General features: G+C 62.5%; 23 protein-coding genes and 1 tRNA gene. 10 read left to right on the top strand and 14 right to left on the bottom strand.

Annotation, left to right across the window (positions count from 1 at the left end; all coding sequences use genetic code 11):
* Positions 1 to 38 precede the first annotated feature (38 nt).
* The 4 genes from C9427_RS03190 to moaA all read right to left on the bottom strand — a co-directional run bounded on the left by C9427_RS03190 (position 39) and on the right by moaA (position 3081).
* Positions 39 to 959: a DMT family transporter gene (locus C9427_RS03190; RefSeq protein WP_107647744.1), complete on the bottom strand. Its 921-nt coding sequence runs from the start codon at positions 957 to 959 to the stop codon at positions 39 to 41.
* A 122-nt stretch (positions 960 to 1081) separates the two neighbouring features.
* On the bottom strand, positions 1082 to 1438 hold the full coding sequence (locus tag C9427_RS03195) for a hypothetical protein (protein ID WP_107647745.1): 357 nt from the start codon (positions 1436 to 1438) through the stop codon (positions 1082 to 1084).
* A 117-nt stretch (positions 1439 to 1555) separates the two neighbouring features.
* Positions 1556 to 2029 carry a hypothetical protein gene (locus C9427_RS03200; protein ID WP_107647746.1) on the bottom strand — a complete coding sequence of 158 codons (474 nt, stop codon included), beginning with the start codon at positions 2027 to 2029 and terminating at the stop codon, positions 1556 to 1558.
* 56 nt (positions 2030 to 2085) lie between these two features.
* The gene (gene moaA, locus C9427_RS03205) at positions 2086 to 3081 is read right to left on the bottom strand and encodes a GTP 3',8-cyclase MoaA (RefSeq protein WP_107647747.1); all 996 of its coding nucleotides are present in this window, start codon (positions 3079 to 3081) and stop codon (positions 2086 to 2088) included.
* A gap of 196 nt (positions 3082 to 3277) precedes the next feature.
* On the opposite strand from moaA, the gene C9427_RS03210 reads away from it, so the two are divergent.
* Positions 3278 to 3631 carry a gamma-butyrobetaine hydroxylase family protein gene (locus C9427_RS03210; RefSeq protein ID WP_107647748.1) on the top strand — a complete coding sequence of 118 codons (354 nt, stop codon included), beginning with the start codon at positions 3278 to 3280 and terminating at the stop codon, positions 3629 to 3631.
* On the opposite strand, the gene C9427_RS03215 is transcribed toward C9427_RS03210, so the two are convergent.
* On the bottom strand, positions 3628 to 4083 hold the full coding sequence (locus C9427_RS03215) for a nuclear transport factor 2 family protein (RefSeq protein WP_107647749.1): 456 nt from the start codon (positions 4081 to 4083) through the stop codon (positions 3628 to 3630). The genes C9427_RS03210 and C9427_RS03215 overlap by 4 nt on opposite strands.
* Positions 4084 to 4259: 176 nt before the next feature.
* Here C9427_RS03215 and C9427_RS03220 point away from each other — a divergent pair, with 176 nt between their 5' ends.
* Positions 4260 to 4871 (top strand): pyridoxamine 5'-phosphate oxidase family protein, encoded by a 612-nt coding sequence (locus C9427_RS03220; RefSeq protein WP_107647750.1) that lies wholly within the window; start codon positions 4260 to 4262, stop codon positions 4869 to 4871.
* Positions 4872 to 4897: 26 nt separating this feature from the next.
* Here the strand turns inward: C9427_RS03220 and C9427_RS03225 are convergent, their stop codons facing one another.
* Entirely contained in the window at positions 4898 to 5350 is a 453-nt protein-coding gene (locus C9427_RS03225) for a MarR family winged helix-turn-helix transcriptional regulator (RefSeq protein WP_107647751.1), read from the bottom strand.
* A gap of 47 nt (positions 5351 to 5397) precedes the next feature.
* Between C9427_RS03225 and C9427_RS03230 the strand changes: the two genes are divergently transcribed.
* Entirely contained in the window at positions 5398 to 6309 is a 912-nt protein-coding gene (locus tag C9427_RS03230) for an alpha/beta hydrolase (RefSeq protein ID WP_107647752.1), read from the top strand.
* 2 nt (positions 6310 to 6311) lie between these two features.
* Here the strand turns inward: C9427_RS03230 and C9427_RS03235 are convergent, their stop codons facing one another.
* Together C9427_RS03235 and C9427_RS03240 are read right to left on the bottom strand one after the other, a co-directional pair.
* Positions 6312 to 6707, bottom strand: coding sequence for a rhodanese-like domain-containing protein (locus C9427_RS03235; protein ID WP_107647753.1), 396 nt, complete (start codon positions 6705 to 6707; stop codon positions 6312 to 6314).
* 65 nt (positions 6708 to 6772) lie between these two features.
* Positions 6773 to 7387 carry a TetR/AcrR family transcriptional regulator gene (locus C9427_RS03240; protein WP_107647754.1) on the bottom strand — a complete coding sequence of 205 codons (615 nt, stop codon included), beginning with the start codon at positions 7385 to 7387 and terminating at the stop codon, positions 6773 to 6775.
* A gap of 100 nt (positions 7388 to 7487) precedes the next feature.
* Here C9427_RS03240 and C9427_RS03245 point away from each other — a divergent pair, with 100 nt between their 5' ends.
* Positions 7488 to 8234 (top strand): 3-oxoacyl-ACP reductase family protein, encoded by a 747-nt coding sequence (locus C9427_RS03245; RefSeq protein ID WP_107647755.1) that lies wholly within the window; start codon positions 7488 to 7490, stop codon positions 8232 to 8234.
* Between the two features lie 227 nt (positions 8235 to 8461).
* Positions 8462 to 10396, top strand: a complete 1935-nt coding sequence (locus C9427_RS03250; protein ID WP_107647756.1) for a L,D-transpeptidase family protein — start codon at positions 8462 to 8464, stop codon at positions 10394 to 10396.
* A gap of 10 nt (positions 10397 to 10406) precedes the next feature.
* On the opposite strand, the gene C9427_RS03255 is transcribed toward C9427_RS03250, so the two are convergent.
* Both C9427_RS03255 and C9427_RS03260 read right to left on the bottom strand, forming a co-directional pair.
* Positions 10407 to 10877, bottom strand: a complete 471-nt coding sequence (locus C9427_RS03255) for a hypothetical protein (RefSeq protein WP_167434227.1) — start codon at positions 10875 to 10877, stop codon at positions 10407 to 10409.
* A gap of 118 nt (positions 10878 to 10995) precedes the next feature.
* The gene (locus tag C9427_RS03260) at positions 10996 to 11268 is read right to left on the bottom strand and encodes a PepSY domain-containing protein (RefSeq protein WP_097574004.1); all 273 of its coding nucleotides are present in this window, start codon (positions 11266 to 11268) and stop codon (positions 10996 to 10998) included.
* Between the two features lie 562 nt (positions 11269 to 11830).
* Here C9427_RS03260 and C9427_RS03265 point away from each other — a divergent pair.
* Complete coding sequence (locus C9427_RS03265; RefSeq protein ID WP_107647758.1) at positions 11831 to 13645, top strand: adenylate/guanylate cyclase domain-containing protein; 1815 nt, start codon at positions 11831 to 11833, stop codon at positions 13643 to 13645.
* An 83-nt stretch (positions 13646 to 13728) separates the two neighbouring features.
* The gene (locus C9427_RS03270) at positions 13729 to 17988 is read left to right on the top strand and encodes a cytochrome P450 (RefSeq protein ID WP_107647759.1); all 4260 of its coding nucleotides are present in this window, start codon (positions 13729 to 13731) and stop codon (positions 17986 to 17988) included.
* 69 nt (positions 17989 to 18057) lie between these two features.
* On the opposite strand, the gene C9427_RS03275 is transcribed toward C9427_RS03270, so the two are convergent.
* From C9427_RS03275 to C9427_RS03285, 3 genes are all read right to left on the bottom strand, one after another.
* A complete protein-coding gene (locus C9427_RS03275) occupies positions 18058 to 18744 on the bottom strand; it encodes a Crp/Fnr family transcriptional regulator (RefSeq protein ID WP_107647760.1) in 687 nt (228 codons plus the stop codon).
* Positions 18745 to 19237: 493 nt separating this feature from the next.
* Positions 19238 to 19312 (bottom strand) — tRNA-Val (locus C9427_RS03280).
* 126 nt (positions 19313 to 19438) lie between these two features.
* Entirely contained in the window at positions 19439 to 20122 is a 684-nt protein-coding gene (locus C9427_RS03285; RefSeq protein WP_107647761.1) for a phosphoglycolate phosphatase, read from the bottom strand.
* A 163-nt stretch (positions 20123 to 20285) separates the two neighbouring features.
* Between C9427_RS03285 and rpiA the strand changes: the two genes are divergently transcribed.
* The 3 genes from rpiA to gor all read left to right on the top strand — a co-directional run bounded on the left by rpiA (position 20286) and on the right by gor (position 23108).
* Positions 20286 to 21017: a ribose-5-phosphate isomerase RpiA gene (gene rpiA, locus C9427_RS03290; RefSeq protein WP_107647762.1), complete on the top strand. Its 732-nt coding sequence runs from the start codon at positions 20286 to 20288 to the stop codon at positions 21015 to 21017.
* Positions 21004 to 21600: a DUF2059 domain-containing protein gene (locus C9427_RS03295; protein ID WP_107647763.1), complete on the top strand. Its 597-nt coding sequence runs from the start codon at positions 21004 to 21006 to the stop codon at positions 21598 to 21600. Before rpiA ends, C9427_RS03295 begins: the two co-directional genes overlap by 14 nt.
* 119 nt (positions 21601 to 21719) lie before the next feature.
* Positions 21720 to 23108, top strand: a complete 1389-nt coding sequence (gene gor, locus C9427_RS03300; RefSeq protein WP_107647764.1) for a glutathione-disulfide reductase — start codon at positions 21720 to 21722, stop codon at positions 23106 to 23108.
* 61 nt (positions 23109 to 23169) lie between these two features.
* On the opposite strand, the gene mgtE is transcribed toward gor, so the two are convergent.
* The gene (gene mgtE, locus C9427_RS03305; RefSeq protein ID WP_107647765.1) at positions 23170 to 24534 is read right to left on the bottom strand and encodes a magnesium transporter; all 1365 of its coding nucleotides are present in this window, start codon (positions 24532 to 24534) and stop codon (positions 23170 to 23172) included.
* Positions 24535 to 24684 lie beyond the last annotated feature (150 nt).

Below are 24684 nucleotides of genomic sequence, written 5' to 3' on the forward strand. Positions count from 1 at the left end.
TACATCCGTTACAATCGGACGGTCTTCAACGATTGGGCCTATATGCCGTCCGGTGCCATGTCGGGTCCAGCGCTTTCGGTGGCAGGTTTTTGCCGGCCGACGACCCGTTCGCGGTAAAGCGCGTAGAGGCCGGAGCCGATGATGATGGTGGCGCCCACGGTCATGGGAAGGTCTGGAACGTCGCCGAAGATGACGAGGCCAAGCAGGATCGACCAGAGCAGGGCAGTGTAGCGGAACGGCGCGATGAAGGAGATGTCGCCCACCCGCATCGCCATGATGATGAACTGATAACCGATGACCACGAGCACAGCGGCGAGCGCCAGCAGCGCCGTGCTTTCCGCCGTCATCGGCGTCCAGCCGCCCATCGGCGAAAGCAGCGCCGCCCCCAGGATCGTCATGGCAGATGCCGTGGCGGTCGACACCAGCAAGGACGGAATGGCCTTGGGAATGCGCTTGGTGGCGAGGTCGCGCACCGCACAGAAGGCGACACAAACCAGTGCCAGCAGCGAATAGACGCTGAACCCTTCAAAGCCTGGCCGCACAATGATCAGCACGCCGGCGAATCCAATGGCGATGGCCAGCCAGCGCCGCCAGCCGACGCCCTCGTTGAACACCAGGGCTGCGCCCATCGTCACCGCCAGCGGCAGCGCCTGCAGCACGGCCGAGACATTGGCGATCGGCAAATGGGCAAGGGCAACGAGGAAGGCGACAGTGGCGCCGGCTTCGCCGATCACCCGTATCGCCACCAATGGCTGCAGCATCGAGCTCGGTCGGGCAAGCGCGCCGCCGTGCCAGGCAAGCAAGCCGACGAAAAGCGAGGCGAAGACGCCCCGGATCAGCATGACCTGTGCCATGTTCATCGTTTCCGACGAAACCTTGGTGATCGCGTCGTTGAGGGTGAAGCCGACGATCGCCACCATCATGAACAGCGCGCCGCGCAAATTTGGGGAAAGAAGCAAAGGGCGTCACCGGTTGCGCTTTGCATTAAGCCTGTAGCAGCCGGTCGCAAGACAGCAACGTCAAAGGGCTGGGCCACAGGCTTCGTTGTGGCCCACACCATCCGCCTGCAAGTGCCACGGAATTATTGCGGCGTCAGTATCTCGGTGCCGTTGCCATCCTTGCCGGCTATCGTCCACAGACCGTGTAGCGAACCGTCTTCCTGGACCTTGTAGACGACAAGACCGACCGCCTTGCCCATGACGTAGCCGGCCGAAAAGGCATCGTCGTTTCGCATGCAGATGCCATCCGAGGACGAGCCGCCAGTTTCCCAATGGATCGTGCAGGTCGTCTCGCTGGTCAGCGTGACGGTTGCCTCGCCGCCATAGGCCGATCCGTCGAAATTGGTGCCGGCGACCGTGTAGGTGCCGCCGATCGATTGGCCAGCCGCGGGCACGGACACAAGGCCAAGCAATGCCAGAGAAAGAACGAGTTTGCGCATATGTATTCCCCCATGGAACGAAGAGCCGCTCCGGAGGGAAGGCTAGGCTGGAACGCTCCAGTGGTAAATCAGCAACCGCTTGCGGATTGGGACTTTTTCTGGGTGTGACCGGAAGGCTCACGGCCCTTTGAGGCTGCTCGCGATCTGGCCGACGAGTGGGTCGTATTTCGACTTAAGGGCAGGCGGATAGTCGATCCAGACCGTGCGGATGACGCCATCCTTTCCGAACAGACGGCGCTCATAGAAGATGTTGTTGCCCTTCAGGCCTGACAGCACCGCCCAGTCCTTGCCGGTCTTGCTGTAGGTGATCTCGTAGCCTGGCCCTTCGCGGGCTTTCTCGGCGGCGACGAAACCTTTCGGGGTATCTTCATCGATGTTGAGGATGCCCGAGCAGGTCAGGCTGGCGCCGTCGGTGCTGAGCCATTGCTGTCCGTCGCCATTGTCGGGCTCAGGCTGGCGATCAGTGAAAATCTCATCCGGAAAGGTGCAGACGGTGCCGAAGCGCGCATTGGTATAGGTGAACGGGGCGGCAACCGACGTGGTTGCCGCTATCGTCACAAACAACACCAGAATCGATTGAACGCGCCTCATTCCGGGCCTCCACGCCTGATGACCGGAAGTGATCTTGCACGAAGTTGGTGAAAGAATCAGCCGCCGGTGACGCTCATGTGCCTTGACACCGATGGACGATTGGTGCGCCGGTCGATGATGAAATCATGGCCCTTCGGCTTGCGGCCAATGGCTTCATCGATGGCGTCAGCGACCAATTCGTTGCCTTCGGACGCGCGCAACGGCGCACGCAGGTCGGCGGCATCCTCCTGGCCCAGGCACATATAGAGCGTGCCGGTGCAGGTCAGCCGGACGCGGTTGCAGCTCTCGCAGAAATTATGCGTCATCGGCGTGATGAACCCGAGGCGGCCGCCGGTCTCGGCGACGTGGACGTAACGGGCCGGACCGCCGGTCTTGAAGGGAATGTCGGTCAGCGTGAACTGCCGCTCCAGTGCGGCGCGCAGCAGCGACAGCGGCAGATACTGGTCGGTGCGATCGGCGTCGATCTCGCCCATCGGCATGGTTTCGATGACCGTCAATTCCATGCCACGGCCATGCGCCCAGCGCAGCATGTCGGGCAGCTCGGCGTCGTTGAAATCCTTCAGGGCCACCGCGTTGAGCTTTACCTTAAGGCCGGCCGCCTGGGCGGCGTCGATGCCCTCCATGACCTTACCGAGATTACCCCAGCGGGTGATCTGGTGGAACTTGTCGGCATCGAGCGTATCCAGCGAGACGTTGATGCGCTTGACCCCACTATCGGCGAGCTCGGCGGCAAAACGCGAAAGCTGCGAACCGTTGGTGGTGAGCGTCAGTTCTTCCAGAGCGCCGCTCTTGAGGTGACGCGAAAGCTGGCGCACCAGATGCATGATGTTCTTGCGCACCAGCGGCTCGCCGCCGGTCAGGCGCAGTTTCCTGACACCTTTTTCGATGAAGACCGTGCACAGCCGGTCGAGTTCCTCAAGCGACAAAAGATCCTTCTTGGGAAGGAACGTCATGTCTTCGGCCATGCAATAGGTGCAACGGAAATCGCAGCGGTCGGTGACCGACACCCTGAGATAGCTGATCGTGCGACCGAAAGGATCGATCATGTCCATGCTATGCGCTTCCCGTGGCCGCGAACGGCGTCGTTATCTAGCTATGTGATACGATCCAGCCCGCCATTCAAGATAGAACGTCTCGATCTTTGGTAACATCCCGCCGCCGACAGATCGTGTCGGAAGTTTCAAAGCGACCTTTTCCCGCTGCGCAAAGCGGCGTAGGGAAGGGCACATCGATGCGGGATCTATCACCATGGCGGCGCCGAAGGAACTCAGGGTCTCGAAGGACCGCAGGCTGCTGACCGTGACCTTCCCCGATCATCGGCCGATCGAATTGCCGGCGGAGCTTCTGCGCGTCGCCTCGCCGTCGGCCGAAGTGCAGGGCCATTCACCAGAACAGCGCGTGACCGTTCCCGGCAAGCGCAACGTCGCGATCCTCAAGATCGAGCCGGTCGGCAATTATGCCGTCCGCATCACCTTCGACGATTTCCACGACACCGGCATCTTCACCTGGAATTACCTGCACACGCTGGGCCACGAGAAGGAGGCACACTGGGTCGCCTATCTCGCCGAACTGCAGGAGAAGGGCCTGAGCCGCGATCGTTAGGCAACCTCTGCCGCAATCCCCGGCGACCCAAGAGTCGTCAGAATCTCGTTGGTGTCATGGTAAAACGGCGTGCCTTCGATCAGGCGACCGTCCTTGAAACGCAAAACTTCCGCAAATGGCTGTGCGACAACGGCACCATTTGCACGAGCAGTCAGGCGGAGCGTACAGCTCATGTACACCATGTCATCGTTTTGGGCGGCCTGAAGACCTTCCACAGCCACATCGCTCCATATTTCCCGCATCTTGTGGAAAAGAGCCCCGATGCCGTCCAGGCCCTCCCAGTCACCGGCATAGGGAAGCGATGGCGGCTCATGCACGACGACCTCGGCGTGGAATGCGCCGGCAAGCATATCGACGCTGTCGGAGTCCGAGCGCAGGAAGCGCATCTCAACGTCGAACATGTTTTCGAGAAGTTCCATGGCGGTGCTTCGCTGACCGGGTGTTTCGTCCATTGTTGATCTCCGTTTGCCAGCACGATCCGTTTCATGCGATCAGCACGGCTTGCCCTATTATGTCGTCACCTCGACACCCGTTTCCTGACTGCCAGCCGCTGGCGCGTCGCTACGTCATGTCGCTAGAACGTCATGGAGTTGGTGTAACGCCGGCAAAGGTTTTCGGAGACGAAAAAATGTCCACCATAACCACGGTCGAACAGCTCGAAGCCCTTTATGGCCTGCCGGGCGAAGCGTCGGTGGTCAAGGAACTCGACCATATCATCCCCGAATACGCCGCCTTCATCGAAGCCTCGCCCTTCGTCGCGCTGGCGACCTGTGGGCCGGAAGGGCTGGACTGCTCGCCACGCGGCGATCTTGCCGGCTTCGTGCGTATCCAAGACCCGAAAACCCTGATGATGCCGGACCGGCGCGGCAACAACCGTGCCGATTCGCTGAAAAACATCATCAGGGATTCGCGCGTCGGGCTGCTGTTCCTGGTGCCTGGCTCCGGCACCACTCTGCGCGTCAACGGCCGCGCCACCATCACCACCGACACCGCACTTTGCGCCTCCTTCACCGTCGAAGGCAAGCCGGCGCGCTCGGTCACGATTGTCGATGTCGATTCAGTCTATTTCCAGTGCGCCCGGGCCATTGTCCGATCGGAACTGTGGAACCCGGCAAGACATGTCGACCCCAAATCGCTGCCGACACCGGGAAAGATCCTGGAGGTCACCAGCCGCAAGAACATCGACGGAGAGGCCTACGACAAGGAATGGCCTGAACGGGCAAAGAAGACGATGTGGTAAGCCGGCCGCAAGGCCGGTCGAACCAATCACGCCTCCTTCAGCACCTCATAGATCTTGCGCATCTGCTCGCCGATCATGTCGCACTGTTCCGGCGTCGACTGGCTCATCGCCTTCTCGATCAGCGCCATGTGGACCTTCAGCGCCTGCATCAGCAATTCCGTGCCGGCCTCGGTCAAGGTCAGCCGCAGCACCCGCTTGTCCTTCTCGTCGCCTTCGCGGCGCAGCAGAGCCCGGGTCTCGAGCTGCGGCAAAAGCATGGTGATGTTGGAGCGGCCGACCAGCAGCCGCCTGGCGAGATCGTGCTGCGACATGCCGGGGTGGCGGTAGAGGTTCATCAGCACATCGAGCTGCGCCGGCTTCAGGTCCAGCGGCGCGAGCTTCACCGCCAGCGTGCGTTCCAACACATGGCAGGCGCGCGCCACCGCGACCCAGTTGCGAAAACGCGGGTTGTCCCAGGGCAGCTCTTGCTTAATGTTCATGTTTGAACTATTATGTTCATGCTTGAACGAATGGATGGATCGCCACTATGGCATCATTTGGACTGAAGGTCATCCGGGGCGTGTTTGGCGCCGCCGAACATGTCGCCCCCCGCCTTACCGGGCGCGCGGCGTTCGAATTGTTCTGCCGCACGCCCAACGTCAAAGCCCTGAGCGATGCGGAGCGCCGCGCCGTCGATCGCGCCGCAGCTTTCATGACCGAAGCCCGCCACCATCGGCTGAAGACCGCAAAGGGCTGCGTCATGGTGCACGAGTTCCGGCCCGAGCCGGGCAGGGCGGCTGAAGGCACCGTGCTTGTCATCCATGGCTGGCGCTCGCGCACCGAATATATGCGCGCGCTGATCGAGGGCTATCGCGATGCCGGCTACAGGGTCGTCTCGCTCGACCTGCCTGGCCACGGCCAGTCGCAAGGCCGCCGGCTGACATTGGTCAGCGCGGTCGATGCCGCGCGGCTCGCCGGCGAATGGTTCGGCCCGTTCGCGGCGGTTGTCGGTCATTCCTTCGGCGGCGCCGTGGCCGCGAACGCCGTCGCGGGATCGGTCAAGAACATCCCGCCGCTGGCGGCCGAGCGGCTGGTGCTCATCGCGGCGCCGAGTTCCTTGCCGGCGATCTTCACCGATTTCAGCCGCATGCTCAATGTCGGCCCGCGTTCGCAGGCCGCCATGGCTGACAGGGTCGAACACATCGCCGGCCGGCCGCTGCATGAATTCACCGGCGACCGTCAGCTTGCCAGCAGGCCGGTGCCGACGCTGGTCATCCATGCGCCGGACGATCGCGAAGTGTCCGCCGATCATGCAAGGCTCTACGCGGAAGCCGGCGACCATGTCCGGCTCCACTGGGCAGACGGGCTCGGCCACCGCCGCATCCTCGCCGACAAGGGCGTGGCCGAGCACGCCATCGGCTTCGTCACCGGCCAACAGGGGCTGGTTTCGCTGCACTGACGCTAATTCTTTTTCTGGCCGGATTCGACCGGCAGTCCGGCCGCCTTCCATGCGGTATAGCCGCCAAGGATATGCTTCACCGGTGACAGGCCCATATCCTGCGCCGTCTTGGTGGCAAGCGCTGAACGCCAGCCGCCGGCACAGAAGAAGACAAAGCTCTTCCCCGAGGCAAAGAACGGCTTGTGATAGGGGCTTTCGGGGTCGATCCAGAATTCCAGCATGCCGCGGGTGACATGCCTGGCGCCTGGAATCCTGCCGTCCCGCTCAACCTCGCGCGGGTCGCGCAGATCGACGAAGATCGTGCCTTCGTCGTCGAGCAGCCCTGCTGCTTCCTCCGGCGAAACCACCTCGATCTCGGCATTGGCCTCGTCGAGCAGCTCGCGATATCCCTTTTTCACCGGCTCATCCTCCCGACCGCATTTTTGCCGGCCGCCTGGATTTGCAGCATAACATCAGGCCTTTGTCACGCCGCGTCGGCGCCGGCCATCGTCTTCCACGCCGCCATCGCCCCGGCCACAGTTGCCAGAAGTGCCGCGCGAGAGGCGCCGTCGCGCGCCTGGATCGACATGCCATGTTGTACGGTGGCAAAGAAGGTCGCTGCCGTGCTGCTGTCGAAACCTTGGGGCAATTCACCTTCCGCCACGCCGCGCTGCAGTCGCTTCAGCAAGGCCGCGCGATTTTCGGCGCGGCGGCGGCGCAGATCATCGCAGATGGCGCCTCGGCTTGAGTCCTGGTGCAGTGCGCCGAGCGCGATCAGGCAGCCCTGCGGACGATCGGTCTGCGAATAGACTCTTGCCGTCTGGCGCAGGAAACGCTCGACCGCCTGGCGCGCCGTCGGCGCCTTCTCCAGTGCAGACCAGATCTCGGTGCCCTCGAACTGCGTGTAGAACTCGGCCGCTTCCAGGAAAAGCGCTTCCTTGCTGCCGAAGGCGGCATAGAGACTGGGCGAATTGATGCCCATCGCCGCGGTCAGGTCGCTCATTGACGCGCCCTCATAGCCCTTGGCCCAAAACACCTCCATCGCCCGCCGCAGGGCGGCGGTTCGGTCGAAAGTGCGAGGGCGGCCGCGTTCCGTCATGACGTCCTTTTCTGTGTTGATCGATACATAAATCAGTTGACGTAGCTGGGCAAGGCTGCCAGATATTTATGTATCGATCATTACATAAAGGAGAAGAAAAATGTCATCCAACAGCTTGCACGGCAAGGCCGCGCTCGTCACCGGCGGCAGCCGCGGCATCGGCGCCGCGATCGCACGAAGGCTCGCCGCCGAGGGCGCCAGTGTCGCCATCACCTATGTCAATGGCGAGGAGCCGGCGCGTGCGGTCGTTGCCGATATTACGGCATCTGGCGGCCACGCCCTTGCCATCAAAGCCGACAACCGCGATGCCGCCGCGGTCGAAGCGGCGGTCGGCGACGCGGTGAAGGCCTTCGGGCGGCTGGACATTCTCGTCAACAGCGCCGGTATCTGGCGTGCAGCGCCCATCGATGTCTTGTCGCTCGCCGACTTCGATGAAACCATGGAGGTCAATCTCAGAGCCCCGTTCGTGGCTTCGAAGGCAGCAGCGGTGCATATGGGGGAGGGCGGCAGGATCATCTCGATCGGCAGCAATCTGGCGGAACGTGTCACCGACACCAGCCTCAGCGCCTATTCGACCAGCAAGGCGGCGCTGGTCGGCCTGACCAAGGCCCTGGCGCGCGACCTTGGCTCGCGGGGCATCACCGCCAATGTCGTTCATCCGGGTTCGACAGATACCGACATGAATCCGGCCGGCGGGCCGCATGCCGAACAGCAGCGGCAGAAGATGGCGACGCCCCGCTTCGGCAAGGCTGATGAGATTGCCGGCATGGTCGCCTGGCTCGCCGGTCCCGAGGGGCGCTTCGTGACGGGCGCATCCCTGACAATCGACGGTGGCGCCAACGCCTGACACTCGCCATGGCGGCGACAGTTTCGAACCAGGGCGCGACGAACACGCTCTGGTTGTCACGATCTTGTGAAACTGTTCTGCAACAGGACCGCTGAAATTTATGGAAGCTTAACGAAATCGGTATGAATCAGTATAGTCGAACCTTACATCCGTCATAGGGTGGGCGAGACCGTCAAGCGGTGCGAAACGGCAAAACGGGAACCGGTTGCAGCCGGAGCGGGTGATCCATGAAATTCCTCGAAAACAAAGCAACCGTAATGCCGCTTGTTGCGGCTGCGGCAATGCTGACCTTCGGCGCAACGCAGGCAAGCGCGCAAGGGCTTTTCGAGATGCTTTTCGGCGGCGGCATCAAGCGCGCGCCGCAAGGTGACTTCCCCCCGCCACCGTCGAGGAACGGGCCGAAATACAAGGCAAAGCCAAATGGTGGCAGCAAGCGCAGCGGCGCCGTCCAGATCAGCAGCCCGTCCTACTATACCTACAAAAGCGATCCGCTCGTGCGTGTCAACTTCGCGGCGCTGGCGGCAACGCCCGGGCCGAGAATGCCTTTGCCGGAAATAGTTGAGCCGGCAAAACCGCAGGATGCCGCGTTCCAGCCATCGTCCGCAACCAATGCCGCCTTCCACGAGGCGATTGCCGGGCTCGACGGCTATGAACTCTTTGCCGAGAAGGACATCGCCAAGGCGCTCGTTGCCTATTATTCGGCCAACCCGGATTTCATCTGGGTGACGGGAACCAGCGCCAACAGCCGCGCCCAGGATGCGGTGCGGGTGCTGGGCGAGGCAGCGAGCTATGGCCTCACGCCCGCCGATTATTTGGTTGAAGTGCCCGAGGCCAGTGCATCGACGGGCGACGCCGACGCGCGGTTGAAGGAGCTTGTCCGTTTCGAGATGGCGCTGTCGGCGCGTGTCCTGCGCTACGTTCGTGACGCACAGAGCGGCCGTGTCGATCCCAATCGCATGACCGGCTATTATGACTTCCCGGTCAAGCCACTCGACATGGAGGGTGTGCTGAAAACGCTGGCGCACACCCAGCAGGTGCGCACCTACCTCGAATCACGCCACCCGCAGAACGCCGAGTACCAGGCGCTGCGCGTCGAACTGGAATCGCTGCAGGCCAGCGCTGAAGACGAAATCGTCGTCGATCCCAAATTGCTGCTCAAACCGGGGCAGAGCAGCCCCGAATTGCCGAAACTCCTGACCAAGATCGCGAGCAATCTCGACGACGAGATGGGCGGCGCCTATGGCGAGACGCTGGCAAGGTTTGCTACCGGCGAGGAGTATGTTCCGGAGCTGGTGCCGGTCATCGAGGCGGTGCAGAAGAAAGCCGGAATGAAGGGCGACGGCGTCATCGGGCCGCGTACCGTCGCGGCGTTGGTGGGAGCCTCCAAGGCCGACAAGATCCAGAAAGTACAGGTCGCGCTGGAAGAGTTGCGCTGGCTGCCTTCCGATCTCGGCAGCCCGCGCGTCTTCATCAATCAGCCGGCCTTTACGGCGAGCTATATCGACAATGGCGAAGAGAAGCTGAAGACCCGCGCCGTCATCGGCAGGACGACGAACCAGACCGCCTTCTTCTATGACAAGATCAAGCAGGTCGACTTCCACCCTTATTGGGGCGTGCCGCAGTCGATCCTGGTCAATGAAATGCTGCCCCGGCTGCGCCGGGATCCGGGCTATCTCGACCGTGCCGGCTATGAAGTGGTCAATGCGCGCGGCAAGCGCATTCCCTCATCCTCGGTCAATTGGGGTGGTTATGGCGCAAACATACCTTACGGTGTGCGTCAGCTGCCGAGCGAGGCCAATGCGCTGGGCGAACTGAAGATCCTGTTCCCCAACAAACACGCAATCTACATGCACGACACGCCGCAGAAGTCGTTCTTCAAGCGCGATATGCGTGCGCTCAGCCATGGCTGCGTCCGCCTGCAGGATCCGCGCGGCATGGCGGCGGCGGTGCTCGGCACCTCGGTCGATTACATAGCCGAGAAGCTGAAGCACGGGCATTCGACCGAAGACGTGACACGCACCATTCCGGTCTACGTCGCCTATTTCACCGCATGGCCCGACATGGCCGGCAATGTCGAGTATTTCAACGACATCTACGACCGCGACACGCGGCTGCAGCAGGCGATCGACAGCACGGAAGCCGTGCGCTCGCCGGCAAGCTGAACCGACAAGATTAAAGCTGATAGAGCGGGCGACGGAAGCCGGCTTCGCGGCCGGCGATCAGCCAATAGATCAGGCCGGCGGCGAGACCGGCGGCAGCAATGATGGCGATATCGGCCCAGCGCTCAGGGCCCATGTCCTCCGGCGCACTCGGCCAGACAAGGGCGAAGCCACCGATCGCGGCCGCGGCGCCGAAGACCATATGCAGCCAGAAATTGCGCAGCGAAAAGAATTCGGCGATCAGCGCGAAGATCAGGGTTTGCAGGCCGGTCAATATGATCGTCAGGAAATAGACGAACATGCCGAGCGGCGGCACGACCAAAGCCACGATCGGAGTGATCCCCATGAAACCGAAATATTCCGGCGCATTGGGCAGCGAACTCAATGCGGCGTAGATGGCCACCACCGCGATCAGCCCGACCAGCACCGCGACAAAATAGCCGGCAAGCATCATCAGGACGCGTTTCAATACGTGCTTCGCCATGCCCACCCCCGTGCCGGCGCAGTGATAACGCCGCAGTCAGCCATCAAAGACGGATGGACGCAAGGGAGGCGGAAAGGCCAGTGGCCTGTACATGCTTCGAATGCGGACTGTCGGCAGGCTATTTCGGCTCGGCCGTGACCGGGTCGTAGGTGATTTCGACTTTCGCCTTGTCGGTCGTGTAGTAGGTGACGGTGTAGGCGCCGCTGTCCCAATCGACCTCTTCCACATAGCGAAAATCGTTTCGCTGCTCGACCTTGGCGATGATTTCCGACAGTTTTTTGGCATTTGGCGGCGGCAATGGTCCGTCCGCGGCAAAGGCCGATCCGCCGAGGAAGAGAACGGCGACACCTGTTGCTAGGACAAGACTGGTCGCCAAAACAAATCTGGACATGGCTTTCCCTCACATTTCGATGAATAGAAACTCGTTTTCAGGCGGGTTTGTTCCGGCATCGCCGATGCGCTGCGCTATAGTGCAGGTGCCTTCAGCCTGACCTGCATCCCTCGGAAGAAATGCAGCTTGCCGCGGAAATCGTGATCCGTATTTCCTGTAGGCGCGAGAGCAGCGGAGACACGTTTTCAAGCCGATTTGCTCCACCTCTTAAAATTGCAACTGTTCCATTGTGCCACCATTGTCGCATCTTTCACCAGAGGCCGTCTCAAAATGCAATTTGGAGCGCGGCCTAAGTCGATAAAGTTGTTTTATTTCAATGCGTAAGGGCGAATATTTTACCGACAATTTCGAACAACGGCCAGCTAGGCATGGACGGTGCCGCGGCCTCCGACATATTAGCTGGTCGTGGTAGAGATTTTACCAAGACCCTGTTAGGTTCATGACAAGACAGGGCGGCATCGGCGCGTTGCACCTGCCGGGAATCTTCTTCCAAAGCGGCGAAATTTTCAGGGGCAGGTAGTCGCCTGCGCTGGCGAAGACCAGAAAAGACCGGGGCTCAGACATGGCTGAACGGAACTACACCCGTCAGCTTGCGACAATTATTTCCATAGATGCCGTCGGGTTCTCGCGGCTGATGGGTCTTGACGATGAATCGGCTGTCGCCGCGTTCGAGGAACGGCGCGACGTCATTGCCGACAGTTGCAGCACCTTTGGCGGCCGGACCTTTGGCGACGCCGGCGACAGCATCATGGCCGAATTCGGCAGCCCGATCGAAGCGTTGCGTGCGGCGTTCGATTTTCAGGGCCGCATCGTCACGCTCAATTCATCGGTCGACGAAGCCATGCGCATGCCCTTTCGCGTCGGCATCAACACCGGTGACGTCATCGTTCGCGAAGGCCGGCTCTACGGTGACGACGTCAACATCGCCGCCAGGATCCAGGAGTTCGCGCCGCACGATGGTCTTGCCGTCTCGGAGACGACCTGGCACCACGTGAAGGACAAGACCGCGGCCGAGTTCATCGATCTCGGCGAATTCATGCTGAAGAACATCGCGTTGCCGGTGCGCGTTCTGATTGCGGGGCGCATCAGCAACGGGTCGGCGCCCGCCGCATTCGTCGCGGCCATGCCTCCAGCCAATGGTCAGCAGAAACTGTCACCCAAAGGTCCGCCCGCAATCGCGGTGCTGCCGTTCCGGGGCGATGGCGGCGAGCGCGACGTCGACTACATGGCGGACGGCATCGCCGAAGACATCATCTATGGCCTTTCGAACACCAGATGGCTCTCGGTGATCGCCAAGAGTTCCAGTTTCCAGTTTCGCGATGACACACTGGGGACGCGGGTGATCGGCAATGCCCTTGGCGCGCGCTACATGGTCAGCGGCACATTGATGCGCAATGGTGGACAGATCCGTCTGAATACCTCGCTCGCCGACGTCTCGAACGGGCGATTGGTGTGGTCTCAGCGTTTCGATCGCGACCTGGTCGACATCTTCAGCCTGCGCGACCAGATCGGCGCGGAGATCGTCTCGATCCTCGACAAGGAGGTCGACCGGGCCGAGCAGGCGCGCACCTTCCAGGTGCCGTGGGAAAGCCTGGAAACCTGGCAATTGGTGCGACGCGGCCGCTGGCACATGAACCGGCGCACGCGCGGCGATACTGAAATCGCCCTGGACTTCTTCGAAAAGGCTTACCAGGAGGATCCTAATTCGAGTGCCGTGCTGAACGAACTGGCGTGGTGGTATTTCTGGCGGGCCTGGCTGCGCTTCGGCGACAATGACGATCTGAACAAGGTCGAGCAATACGCGCGCAAGGCGCTGTTGATGGACAGCCTGGATGCACGCCCGCATGCCCATCTTGGCGCCATCGACATCATGCGGGGAGAGCCGCGGGCCGCGGTAGAGCACCTGGAGGAAGCGATCCACATCAATCCGAGCTTTGCCTTCGCGCGCTCGGCCATGGGCAGTGCCCGCCTTTTGCTCGGCGATGCCGCCGGCGCAATTCCGTTCTTTCTCGATACCGAGCGACTGAGCCCCTTCGACCTTTACCGGTTCCACAATCTGGGGGAATTGGCGGCGGCCTACAGCTTCATCGAGGACTGGCCGTCGGTGATCGCCACCGCTGACCGCTCGCTCAACCTGTCGCCAGGTTATTTCTACGCCAGGTTCCTGAAGATCGGCGCCTTGATGCGCAGCGGCCGCGAGGAAGAAGCCAGGCGGGAAATGGCCGTTTTCGCAACCAGGCACCCGGATTTCTCGGAGCAACGGGTGCGCTGGATACCTTTTGCCGACAAGGCGGCGAATGAATTCCTCATCGGCAATTTCGAAATGGCCAGGGCCAGCAAGATGATCGAAGCGGGCGAACACCAACTACAACTGTGAGGGAATTCACATACGCGCAACCGCTGCGAACCTAGGCCAGAGGTAGCCGATATCGCAACAATGTGAACGGCCGGGGGGCTTGAATGCGCATGTTCAGGATCAAGTATTTCGATGCTGTCCGCAAGGCCCGGGAAAACCAGCGGCCGCTGGCGGAAATGCCGCCATTCGACCTCGGACGGCTGCGTTCCAGCGGCCTTGCGGCGCGCATAGCAGGCTTCCTTTTCAATGATCCTCGCTGGGCGCTGGCGCTGTTGCGCCGGTTCTGGCCGAACCTTGCCTTCGGCAATTTCCTGCTCGTTACCAGGAACGCCGACGTTCGCGACATACTGGAGCGCGGCGACGAATTCCAGACACCTTATGGACCCGAGATGACCGAACTCGCTCGCGGGTCGAACTTCATCCTCGGCATGCAGGACGGCGCCGACTATCGCCGCATGAAGTCGTCTGTGCTGAGCGCCTTCCCGCCGGCCGAGGTCGAGGCTGCCGTCAGGCCGATCGCCGCACGCCATTCCAGGGAGATCATGATCCGCGCCAGTCCTGGCTTCGATGCCATCTCCGGGCTGATGAAGATCGTGCCGGTGCATATCTGCCGCGATTATTTCGGTCTCGAGATCGACGACGAATCCGAATTCGCCGACTGGGCGATAGCCCTGAGCGCGCTGTTCTTTTCCGATCCGCTGGCAAAGCCGGTCACGCGCGAGCTTGCCGTGGTCGCCGGCGACCGGCTGATCAAGGTCATAGACCGCTCCATCGACGCGATCAGGGAAAGGAGCGCGAAGGCCGAGCAGCCGCTGCCAAGACTTGTCGCCCATCTCGATCAGGGCAAGCTGTCGCTGCCCGACATCCATTCGATCATGCTCGGTATGATCGCCGGCTTTGTTCCGACCAATGTGCTGGCCGGCGGCAATTGCCTCGACGTGATCCTGTCCCGGTCCGACGCACGACAGGCCATCGATGCGGCGCTCGCCAAGGACGACACCGGCAAGCTTGACCGTGCAATCCTCGAAGCCATGCGCTTCAAGCCGATCTGGATCGGCCCGTGGCGCTACACGTCGCGCGACACCACGATCGCCAAGGGCACGCGCCGCGAGCGCCTGGTGAAGGCAGGAACGGTGGTCATGCCGGCAACGCTGTCGGCAATGTTCGACGCTGAAGCCGTGCAACGCCCGAACGAGTTCGACACCTCGCGTCCGCAACGCGACTACATGGTGTTCGGCCACGGCATTCACCTGTGCATTGGCGCCGAAATCGCCAGGGTGCAGATCGGCGAAAGCCTGCGCGCCCTGTTCCGGAAGCAGGGCGTACGCCGAGTACGCGGCAGGGCCGGACGCATGACCAGCGTCGGCGCCTATCCGGAAAGCCTCACGATCGACTTCGAGCGGCCCGCACTTTGCCGCACCGTCGGCCATTCGATGGTGACGGTGGTCTGCCCAATCACCCAGGCCGCGCCGCTGGACGCCATCCGCGACAAGGTCGCGGCGCTCGGCAACCCGGCCAATGAAGAGATCAGCACCGCGCTCCGCATTGCCGGCACTATACATTTTACCAGTCTGACCGTTGCCGGCACTGGCGAGACCGATGATGCGTCCGGTCTTGAGAAAGGCGTTGTGGTTCTCGAAGTCTCCGGCGACGGCAGCAGCGACGAGGTCATCGACACAGTCTCGCGGGCCATCGGTCACTGGTTGCTGCCGATTTTGGAAGACGTCTGCGGTCTGCCCGACGGCGGGGCGTTGAACGACTTCCTGCGCAAACACAATGTCGAGATATCGCCGTCTTTCGGCAGCAACGCCGGGCTGGTGTTTTCCGGCACGCCGGGACATTCGGTCCGCCGTATCCTGGCCGAAGCCGAGCTCGCCGACACCATTCGCGACGTCGTCGAACAGCCGCGCCATGGCAATGGCGACGCTGCCGCCGTGCTCGCCGAGGCCCGCCGGCATGTCCAGTCGCTCGGCAGGTTCGACTGGGCGTTCCAGCCAGCCGAAAGCCTGCTCGAAAGGCCGCCGGGAAAATGGTGGCAGGCTATAACGACGACGCTGCTGGCGCCGGCCGTGCTCATCACCGTCGCGCTGGTCGTGCTTGCCTGTTGGCGCATGACCTATGTGCTGGTGTTCGGCGACCCTGACGGCCTGACCTTCCCCAACATCGCCATTGCCGGTACGGCACTTTTACTGGCCGTGCTCGGCCTGCTGGCGATAGCGATCGCGGTGATCGGCCTGTGCTTCGTCGCCTTGCGGCGTATCGAGGACATCGATCGCCCTCAAAACACGCCTGTCGACCTCGATGCGCTGGACAAGATCATCGTCCACGAGGACCGCACCGCCCAGAACCATTTGACGGCGATCTCGACGATGAAGGCCGGAACCTTGCGGCGGCTTGCGCTCAGGCTTTCCTTCTACCTGATCTCGATCTCGGCGCAGAAGGTGTTCAAGCCGGGCTTCCTCGCCACCATCAACACCATTCATTTCGCCCGCTGGGTGCTGCTGCCGGGCACCAACAGGCTGATGTTCCTTTCCAACTATGGCGGCAGCTGGGAGAGCTATCTCGAGGACTTCATCGCCAAGGCCGCGTCCGGGCTTACCGGCGTATGGAGCAACACCGAAGGCTATCCACGCACGCGCTGGCTCTTCCTCGATGGCGCGCGCGACGGCGACCGCTTCAAGCGCTGGGCACGGCGCCAGCAGGTGCCGACGCTGTTCTGGTATTCGGCCTATCCCGCCCTCAACACGATCCGCATACGCGCCAACTCCAGGATCAGGCGGGGGTTGGCGACCGCTACGGACAGCCAAGCGCGCGACTGGTTGAGCCTGTTTGGGTCATTGCCGCGTCCGGTGGCTCAAAAAACCGCCGTCCAAAAGACCGCCTCGTTGCTGGCGGACATCAGTTCGGCGTTTCCCGCGCCGCTCGAACAACAGCTGGAAACCGGCGAGATCCAATCCATATTCTTCGGCCCATTTGGGTCATTGGGCCATGCCCATATGCTGGCGATGGCCGTGCCGGACACACTTTCCCGGATCAATCGCAAGGCGTGGCTGGAGTTCATCGTGGCGCAAACGAGCTTCGGCGACGGCGTGCCGGCAGAGCGCGCAATGACGGTGGCGTTCGGCCCCGACGGCCTTCGCCGCCTGGGTCTGGAGGGTGGCGTCGACGACGATCCGCTCAATACGTTTCCGGTCGCCTTTCGCCATGGCATGGGCAATCCCGAGCGCAGCCGCATCCTCGACGATGTCGGTGAAAGCGTGCCCGACAAATGGCGGTGGGGCTCGCCACGGAAGCCGGCGGATGCGGTCGTCGTCTGCTATGCCGAAAGCGCGGAGGTCCTGGCGGCCGAAATCGCCGCCCTGAAGCGAAGGACGACGGGCGCGGGGTTGAAACTCGTCGCCGAGCTGCCGCTTGCGGTAAAGCGCGAGGGCAAGCGCGCGGTGGAGCATTTCGGCTTCGTCGATGGTGTTTCGCAGCCGATCGTCAGGGGCACGGCGCGCGCCAATGCCGACGTGGCGCCGATGCATCTGGTCGCGCCGGGCGAGTTCCTGTTCGGCTATCGCGACGAGCACGGCTTCTATCCGGCATCGCCATCCGTCCGGGCCTCGCAGGACCGGTCCGGCATCCTGTCGGCGGTGCGCCGCAACCGGCAGATTGCAGGCCAGCCACCGCCGCTGCACGATTTCGGCCGCAACGGCTCCTTCCTTGTCGTGCGCCAGTTCGAGCAGCACGTCGACGTGTTCGACGACTACTGCAAGGCCGCGGCCATGCAGGCGGCCAGCGAAACCGGCAACCCTGCCATCACGCCGCGCTGGGTCGCCGCCAAGATGCTTGGCCGCTGGCCGGACGGCAGTTCGCTGGTGCGCAATCCCGACGGCCGCCCCGGCCGCCCGGCCGACAATGATTTCGCCTTTGGCGCCGAGGACCCACAGGGACACCGCTGCCCGCTTGGCGCCCATGTCCGTCGCTCGAATCCGCGCGATTCGCTCGGCGAAGACCGCGAGACGCAAATCAGGATCGGCAAGCGCCACCGTATCATCCGGGTCGGCCGCACCTATCTGAAACAGGACAAGAAGCGCGGGAAAGTCGAGAAGGGCCTGCTCTTCATGTGCCTCAACGCCGACATCGAGCGTCAGTACGAATTCATGCAGCAGACCTGGGTCTCATCCACCTCGTTCCAGGGGCTGGGCGGCGAAAAGGATCCGACCATCGGCTCGCGCGACGGCGGCGGCAGGTTCACCATCCCCTCCTGGGAGGGTGTCACCGTGCTGAAGGGCATCCCGCAATTCGTCACCACGCGGGGAGGGGGCTACTTCTTCATGCCGGGCAAATCGTCGCTGCGCTATCTGATTTCGCGACTCTGATTCGGGGACGCATCCCCGAATCGGATTCGAGGACGCACCCCGAATCACCGGATTCAGTCATCGCCTTCCTTAGTCATCGTCCTGCGAAGCGGCGATATGACTGAGCGCCCTGGCATCGATGATGCGCAGACCGCCGCGCTTGATGGCGATGATCTGCCGGCTGCGCCAGTCGTTGAGCGTCTTGTTGACCGACTCGCGTGTCGCGCCAAGGAACTCGCCCAGTTCAGACTGCGAGATCGGTATCCAGCCTGTGTCGTCGGCTATGACGCCGCCCAGAAAGACCAGTCGTTTTGCCAGCCTCGCCTCGATGCCGAAAAAGGCCTGATCGCCGAGTTCACCGCTGACCCAGCGCAACCGCGCGCACAAAAGGTCTATCATGGCGCGCGCCAGGGATGGGTTTTTCTCAATTCGATCAAACAGTTGTGTCCGGCTCACCGAAACCAGCTCGCAGGCGGTTAGACAGATCGCGGTGGCCGTGCGCGGGCGTCCGTCAAGTGCCCCGATCTCTCCGATCAAACTGCGCGACAGCTCGATATTGGCCACCAGCTTTTGGCCGCCAGGCGAATAGATCGAGATCTCCACCGTGCCCTTCATCACACCGTAGATGCGGTCGGCGGCATCCTCCTGGACGAACAAATGCTGGCCGGCGGCATATCGCTCGAGTTTGCAGCCGCTGAACAGCAGATCGAACTGGCTCGGGTCGATACGCGCAAGGCGCGGCAGATCATCTCTGTCGTTCGCGCCAGCAAAAGCCATGTCAGTGCCCCAATTTCCGTAACTGCTAAAGTTTACGGCAAGAGTGGACGGCATCAAAGCCCGGTGTTCATCCATGTCACGGCTCCTTCGAAAGGCATGGGATCGGACACCGGAACCGTCCTGCATCCGACCCGCCTGCGTTGAAGGCCGTCTGCACGCGCGGCGGGAGGAGCCAACGCGCGCAGACGGCAACTGTGAAATGCCTAGGTGATCAAAAATCCCGCCAAAAAATCCCCGCCTTGGGCCGGTTGCTTTCCGAGCCACGAAATTTTGTTCAGCACGGCCAATCGAATCTCGACCGCGCCAGGCTACGTTCGCGCGAAACGGGCCGACGGTCTGTGAAGAGCGTTACATAGCCGATTTGCAGCGGACCATGCCGCGCTGGCTGGCGGGCGCGTGGATGCAGGCCCGAGCCGAAGCCATCTCGGCCTGCTGGCGGCAAATTCGGTGAATGTCGTGAAAACCGGTCATCCAACCTGTTCTGGAGGTCAGATGGTGGGCGATGCAGGGATTGAACCTGCGACCCCACCCGTGTGAAGGGTGTGCTCTCCCGCTGAGCTAATCGCCCGCTCGTTGCCCCGAAGGCCAAGCGAGCCGCGATATAAGGGAGGCCGGCCCGCGAAGTCAAGGTAATGTCCAGCGTTCCAGTGACGAGCGAGTGCCCCCGCGTGGGAGCGGCCGGCCGCCTTCGCGCTCAGTGTGCAGCCGCGGCAATCAGCCGTTCCGCCAGGTCCAGCGTCAGCGCGTCGAAATGCGAGATCACCGCCGACGGTTCGAATTCGCGTACATGACGATCAGTGTAGCCGAAATCGACCGCGACCACCGGAATGCCGGCCGCTTTCGCTGTATCGATGTCGGTCTGCGAATCGCCGACCATCAGCGCACCGTGCGGGTTGCCGCCGGCGAGCGCGATGGTCTGCGTGAGATGACGAGGGTCGGGCTTGCGGAAGGCGAACGTGTCCTGGCCGCAGATCGCGGCGAAATGGCTTGCCAGGCCGAGCGCCTCGATCAGCGCCACCGAGTTGGCCTCGTATTTGTTGGTGCAGATGGCCAGGAGATAGCCGGCATTCTCGAACCGGGCTATCGCCTCGACGACGCCAGGGTAGGGGCGCGACTTGCCGGGGATGTTGTCGGTGTAGTGATCGAGGAACAATCTCAGCAAGCGGTCATGCTCGTCCACCGCAAGCGATCTTTGCTGCGCGGCATGGGCGCGCTCGATCATCACCCGGCCGCCATGGCCGACGAAGCGCTTGAAGCCGGCCTCGTCGACAGCCGCAAGCTCGCTGGCGGCGAGGCTGTGGTTGAGGCTGTCGAGCAGATCCGGCGCCGTGTCGATCAGCGTCCCGTCGAGGTCGAACACGATGATCGGTCGAGTCATGGCCTGTCCTGTGACGATTGCATTGCGCAGGCGATACCCCCTGCGGTCCGATCAGGCAAGCCGGCCCAGGCAAGCTGTCTGGACCAGTCCACAGCCAAGGTCTTTGACCGGGCGGGCAAAAATGCTAGGAGCGCGCAAACAAAAACGGGGCGCGACAAGCGACATGGATGCGAGGCAATTGAAGGTCGAGGCCGCGCGGGCAGCCCTTGCCCATGTCAGCGACGGCATGCGGCTCGGCATCGGCACCGGCACCACCGCCGAGGAATTCGTGCGGCTGCTCGCCCAAAAGGTCGCCACTGGCTTCACGATCGTCGGCGTGCCGACCTCTGAGCGCACCGCCATCCTTTGCCGCGAGCTTGGCGTGCCGTTGTCGGACCTGGAGGAAACACCCGAACTCGATCTCACCATCGACGGCGCCGACGAGGTCGACCCGGAGCTGACATTGATCAAGGGCGGTGGTGGCGCGCTGCTGCGCGAGAAGATCGTCGCGGCGGCCTCCGCACGCATGATCGTCATTGCCGACCGTTCGAAGATGGTGGAGACGCTCGGCCGTTTTCCACTGCCCATCGAAGTCAATCAATTCGGCCTGCGCGCCACCGAAATCGCGGTCGGCGCGGCGGCCGCGGGACTCGGCCTTTCCGGTCCTGTCACATTGAGGATGACGGGAAGCCAGCCTTTTGTTACAGACGGCGGCCATTTTATCCTCGATGCATCTTTTGGCCGCATTCCGGATACAAGAGCGCTTTCGAATGCTCTCCACGCCATTCCAGGCGTTGTCGAGCATGGTCTTTTCATCGGGCTGGCGTCAGCGGCCATCATCGCCGGCGGCGACGGCATCCAAACCGTCCATGCCGCCCGAAAACCAGGGAGTTCTACCGATCATGATGTTGCATAACCGGGTTCGCCGTCTTTCCGCCATTGTCGCGGCTTCGGCCGTCTTGGCGTTTTCCGCGCCGGCATTCTCGCAGGACGTCACCGACGCGCATTTGAAGGCCGCGCGCGCCGCGGTTACGGCGATCCACGCGACGGACCCGTTCGACAACATCCTGCCGCAGGCAGCGGCCGCGCTCGAACAGCAGCTCATCCAGAAGAACCCGGACATGCAGGAACTGATCGGCAAGACGATCAACGAGAAGGCGATGGCGCTGGCCTCGCGCCGCGCCGACCTGGAGAAGGAGGCAGCCCTTGCCTATGCCAAGGTGTTTTCCGAACAGGAACTCAACGACATCGCCGCTTTCTACAGTTCGGCGTCCGGCAAGAAGCTGCTCGACAGCGGCCCGGCCGTGACGCGTGACCTGGTCAAGGCGGCCGACATCTGGCAGAACGGCCTCGCTCGCGACCTCGCCCAGCAGGTCGGCGAAACACTGGCAGCGGCTGCGAAAGCCAAGGCGACGGCGGCGCCCGCGGGCGATGCTGCTCCAGCCGACGGCGCTGCGCCCGCAGATGGTGCCGCCCCGGCAGACGGCACGCAGAACTGAGTTCATTTTTCCGGAGTGGCAATCGCCACTGGACCAGAAAGCCCGGCTTGTCCGGGCTTTTCTTTTGATGCTTCACGGCCTACCTGTCTCGAACGTTTCGAAGCATGAGGAGCCACGGCATGGCCGGTTACGACTACGATCTTTTCGTCATCGGTGGCGGCTCCGGCGGGGTGAGGGCGGCGCGTGTGGCGGCAGCGCTCGGCAAGCGCGTCGGCATTGCCGAGGAATACCGGTATGGCGGCACCTGCGTCATCCGCGGCTGCGTGCCGAAGAAGCTCTATGTCTATGCCTCGCAATTTCCCGAGCATTTCGAGGACGCCGCCGGCTATGGCTGGACGGTGCCGCAGGCGACTTTCGACTGGCCGACCCTGGTCGCCAACAAGGACCGCGAGATCAGCCGGCTAGAGGCCATCTACAAGAGGAATGTGCAAGGCGCCGGCGGCGAGACGTTTCATTCGCGCGCCGTGCTGGTCGACCCGCATGCGGTGCATCTTCTCGGCGAAGACCGCACCGTCACGGCCGACCAGATTCTGATCGCCACCGGCGGCCGCCCGGCACCGCATCCGGCTCTGCCCGGCCATGAGCATTGCATCTTTTCCAACGAAGCCTTTGACCTCAAGGAACTGCCGAAGGCGATCATGATCGAGGGCGGCGGTTACATCGCCGTCGAATTCGCCAACATCTTTCACGGCCTCGGCGTCGAAACCACGCTGGTCTACCGCGGCAAGGAGATCCTCTCCCGTTTTGACATGGATCTCAGGCGCATGCTGCATGAGACGATGGAAAAGAAGGGGATAAGGATCCTCTGCCATGCGGTGTCGGAATGGGTCCGCAAGCGGCCGGACGGCCGGCTTGACGCGGTTGTCAGCGGCGGCAAGGCGTTGACGGTCGATCAGGTCATGCTCGCCATCGGCCGCATCCCCAACACCGAAAACATCGGCCTTGAAGGCGTCGGCATCGAATTGACCAAGACCGGCGCGATCAACGTCGACCCATATTCGCGCACCAACATCGACAACATCTGGGCGATCGGCGACGTCACCAACCGCGTGCAACTGACGCCGGTGGCGATCCATGAGGCGATGTGCTTCGTCGAGACCGCCTTCAAGGACAATCCGACCGCGCCCGACCATGACACGATCGCCACCGCTGTTTTCTCGCAGCCGGAGATCGGCACGGTCGGTTTGTCGGAGGACGAAGCGATAAAGCGCTTTGCCGACATTGAAATCTACCGCGCCACTTTCCGGCCGATGCGGCACACGCTGTCGGGCCGTGACGAAAAGATGCTGATGAAGCTGGTGGTCGATGGCCTCTCGAAAAAGGTGCTTGGCGCCCATATCCTCGGGCCGGACGCCGGCGAGATGGCGCAGCTGCTCGGCATCCCGATCAAGGCCGGGCTCACCAAGGACGATTTCGACCGCACCATGGCCGTGCACCCGACCGCGGCGGAAGAACTCGTCACCATGTACAAGCCAACCTACCGGGTGAAGGACGGCGAGCGCGTCTAATGCATGCAGTTCAGGACCCGTCGCGGCAACAACGTTGCCGCGACGGGTTGGTTGACGCCGGCTACAGCAGCGTTCCGCGCAGGATCACCATCGCCACCGAAAAATAGATCACCAGGCCGGTGACATCGACCAGCGTGGCGACGAACGGGGCCGAGGCGCTGGCCGGGTCGAAGCCGACCCGTTTAAGGGCAAACGGCAGCATCGATCCCGACAGCGAGCCGAAGGTGACGATGCCGACCAGGGCCGCGCCGACCGTCGTGGCGATCAGCGGCCAGTGCGGACCGTAGTCGTAGAAGCCCAGATATTGCCAGAGCGCGATGCGGCAGATGCCGACGACGCCGAGGATCGATCCGAGCACCAGGCCGGTCGGCAGTTCGCGCAAGGCGACCCGCCACCAGTCGTCAAGGCCGATCTCGCGTAACGCCAGCGCCCGGATGACGAGCGATGTCGCCTGCGAGCCGGAATTGCCGCCGGAACTCATGATCAACGGGATGAACAAGGTGAGCACGATCGCTTTTTCCAGCTCGCCTTCATAGCTCTGCATCGCGTTGGCGGTCAGCATCTCGCTGATGAACAGCGCGCACAGCCAGCCGGCCCGCTTCTGGATCATGGCGAGAAAGCTCATCTTCATGTAGGGTTCGTCGAGAGCCTCCATGCCGCCGAAACGATGCACGTCCTCGGTCGTCTCCTCGATCATGGTGTCGATGATGTCGTCGATGGTGACTATTCCGAGGATCTTGCCGTGGTCGACGACCGGAACCGCAAGCAGGTCATACTTGGAGATCGTCTGCGCCACTTTTTCGCGGTCGGTCAGCGGTGACACCGTCACCGGCATGCGATCGGGGGCGATCGCCATGATCAGATCGTCCGGCTCGCCGGTGATCAGCCTGCGCAGGCCGGTCGAGCGCACCAGGACATGCGTCTTGGGATCGACAATGTAGATCGCGTAGACGGTCTCTCGTGTCCGCTCGACCTTGCGGATGTAGTCCAGCGTACGCCCCACGGTCCAGTCCGAGGGCACGCTGACGAACTCGGTCGTCATGATCGAGGCAGCGCTGCCTTCGGGATAGCCGAGAATGGCAAGCAACGTCGAACGCAGCGGCGGCGCGAGGCCGCCGAGCAGTTCGGAACGCGCCGGCTCTTCCAGATCGCGCAGGAGGTCGGCGGCACGGTCGACCGACATGGCGGCCAGCAGTTTGCCGGCCTTGATGCGAGGCAGCGCCTCGACGAGGTCTGATGCGCGGTCGAGTTCCGGCTGGTCGAAAATCTCGACCAGTCGCTCGAACGGCACTTCACAAAGCAGCTCCGTCGCGGTCTCGCGAGGCTCGTGGTTTAGGGCCTCGACGACGTCGGCGACGTGATCGTTTGCAAGGATACGGGCGATCGCTACTGCATCGTCGCCCGCTACAGGGGAAAATTCGTTCATGGCTCACTCCTTGCCGTCCGGCAGGACGTGAACCTGTCGGGTCACGTCTAGGCGGACGGCGGTTGCGTTCGACTGTGACTGTCGCCAGGCATGGCGCGGTGACCTTTCTGCTCGCGGGTTTGGATTGGGATCTGCAAGCCGGCGCAACAT

It is taken from the genome of Mesorhizobium helmanticense (assembly GCF_003034915.1).
Classification (GTDB): domain Bacteria; phylum Pseudomonadota; class Alphaproteobacteria; order Rhizobiales; family Rhizobiaceae; genus Mesorhizobium; species Mesorhizobium helmanticense.

Bases quoted from the DNA above. Each gene is read 5' to 3' on its own strand.
- C9427_RS03195 (WP_107647745.1), bottom strand. From the start codon at position 1,438: ATGCGCAAACTCGTTCTTTCTCTGGCATTGCTTGGCCTTGTGTCCGTG.
- C9427_RS03200 (WP_107647746.1), bottom strand. From the start codon at position 2,029: ATGAGGCGCGTTCAATCGATTCTGGTGTTGTTTGTGACGATAGCGGCA.
- moaA (WP_107647747.1), bottom strand. From the start codon at position 3,081: ATGGACATGATCGATCCTTTCGGTCGCACGATCAGCTATCTCAGGGTG.
- C9427_RS03210 (WP_107647748.1), top strand. From the start codon at position 3,278: ATGGCGGCGCCGAAGGAACTCAGGGTCTCGAAGGACCGCAGGCTGCTG.
- C9427_RS03215 (WP_107647749.1), bottom strand. From the start codon at position 4,083: ATGGACGAAACACCCGGTCAGCGAAGCACCGCCATGGAACTTCTCGAA.
- C9427_RS03220 (WP_107647750.1), top strand. From the start codon at position 4,260: ATGTCCACCATAACCACGGTCGAACAGCTCGAAGCCCTTTATGGCCTG.
- C9427_RS03225 (WP_107647751.1), bottom strand. From the start codon at position 5,350: ATGAACATTAAGCAAGAGCTGCCCTGGGACAACCCGCGTTTTCGCAAC.
- C9427_RS03230 (WP_107647752.1), top strand. From the start codon at position 5,398: ATGGCATCATTTGGACTGAAGGTCATCCGGGGCGTGTTTGGCGCCGCC.
- C9427_RS03240 (WP_107647754.1), bottom strand. From the start codon at position 7,387: ATGACGGAACGCGGCCGCCCTCGCACTTTCGACCGAACCGCCGCCCTG.
- C9427_RS03245 (WP_107647755.1), top strand. From the start codon at position 7,488: ATGTCATCCAACAGCTTGCACGGCAAGGCCGCGCTCGTCACCGGCGGC.
- C9427_RS03250 (WP_107647756.1), top strand. From the start codon at position 8,462: ATGAAATTCCTCGAAAACAAAGCAACCGTAATGCCGCTTGTTGCGGCT.
- C9427_RS03255 (WP_167434227.1), bottom strand. From the start codon at position 10,877: ATGGCGAAGCACGTATTGAAACGCGTCCTGATGATGCTTGCCGGCTAT.
- C9427_RS03260 (WP_097574004.1), bottom strand. From the start codon at position 11,268: ATGTCCAGATTTGTTTTGGCGACCAGTCTTGTCCTAGCAACAGGTGTC.
- C9427_RS03265 (WP_107647758.1), top strand. From the start codon at position 11,831: ATGGCTGAACGGAACTACACCCGTCAGCTTGCGACAATTATTTCCATA.
- C9427_RS03270 (WP_107647759.1), top strand. From the start codon at position 13,729: ATGCGCATGTTCAGGATCAAGTATTTCGATGCTGTCCGCAAGGCCCGG.
- C9427_RS03275 (WP_107647760.1), bottom strand. From the start codon at position 18,744: ATGGCTTTTGCTGGCGCGAACGACAGAGATGATCTGCCGCGCCTTGCG.
- C9427_RS03285 (WP_107647761.1), bottom strand. From the start codon at position 20,122: ATGACTCGACCGATCATCGTGTTCGACCTCGACGGGACGCTGATCGAC.
- rpiA (WP_107647762.1), top strand. From the start codon at position 20,286: ATGGATGCGAGGCAATTGAAGGTCGAGGCCGCGCGGGCAGCCCTTGCC.
- C9427_RS03295 (WP_107647763.1), top strand. From the start codon at position 21,004: ATGATGTTGCATAACCGGGTTCGCCGTCTTTCCGCCATTGTCGCGGCT.
- gor (WP_107647764.1), top strand. From the start codon at position 21,720: ATGGCCGGTTACGACTACGATCTTTTCGTCATCGGTGGCGGCTCCGGC.
- mgtE (WP_107647765.1), bottom strand. From the start codon at position 24,534: ATGAACGAATTTTCCCCTGTAGCGGGCGACGATGCAGTAGCGATCGCC.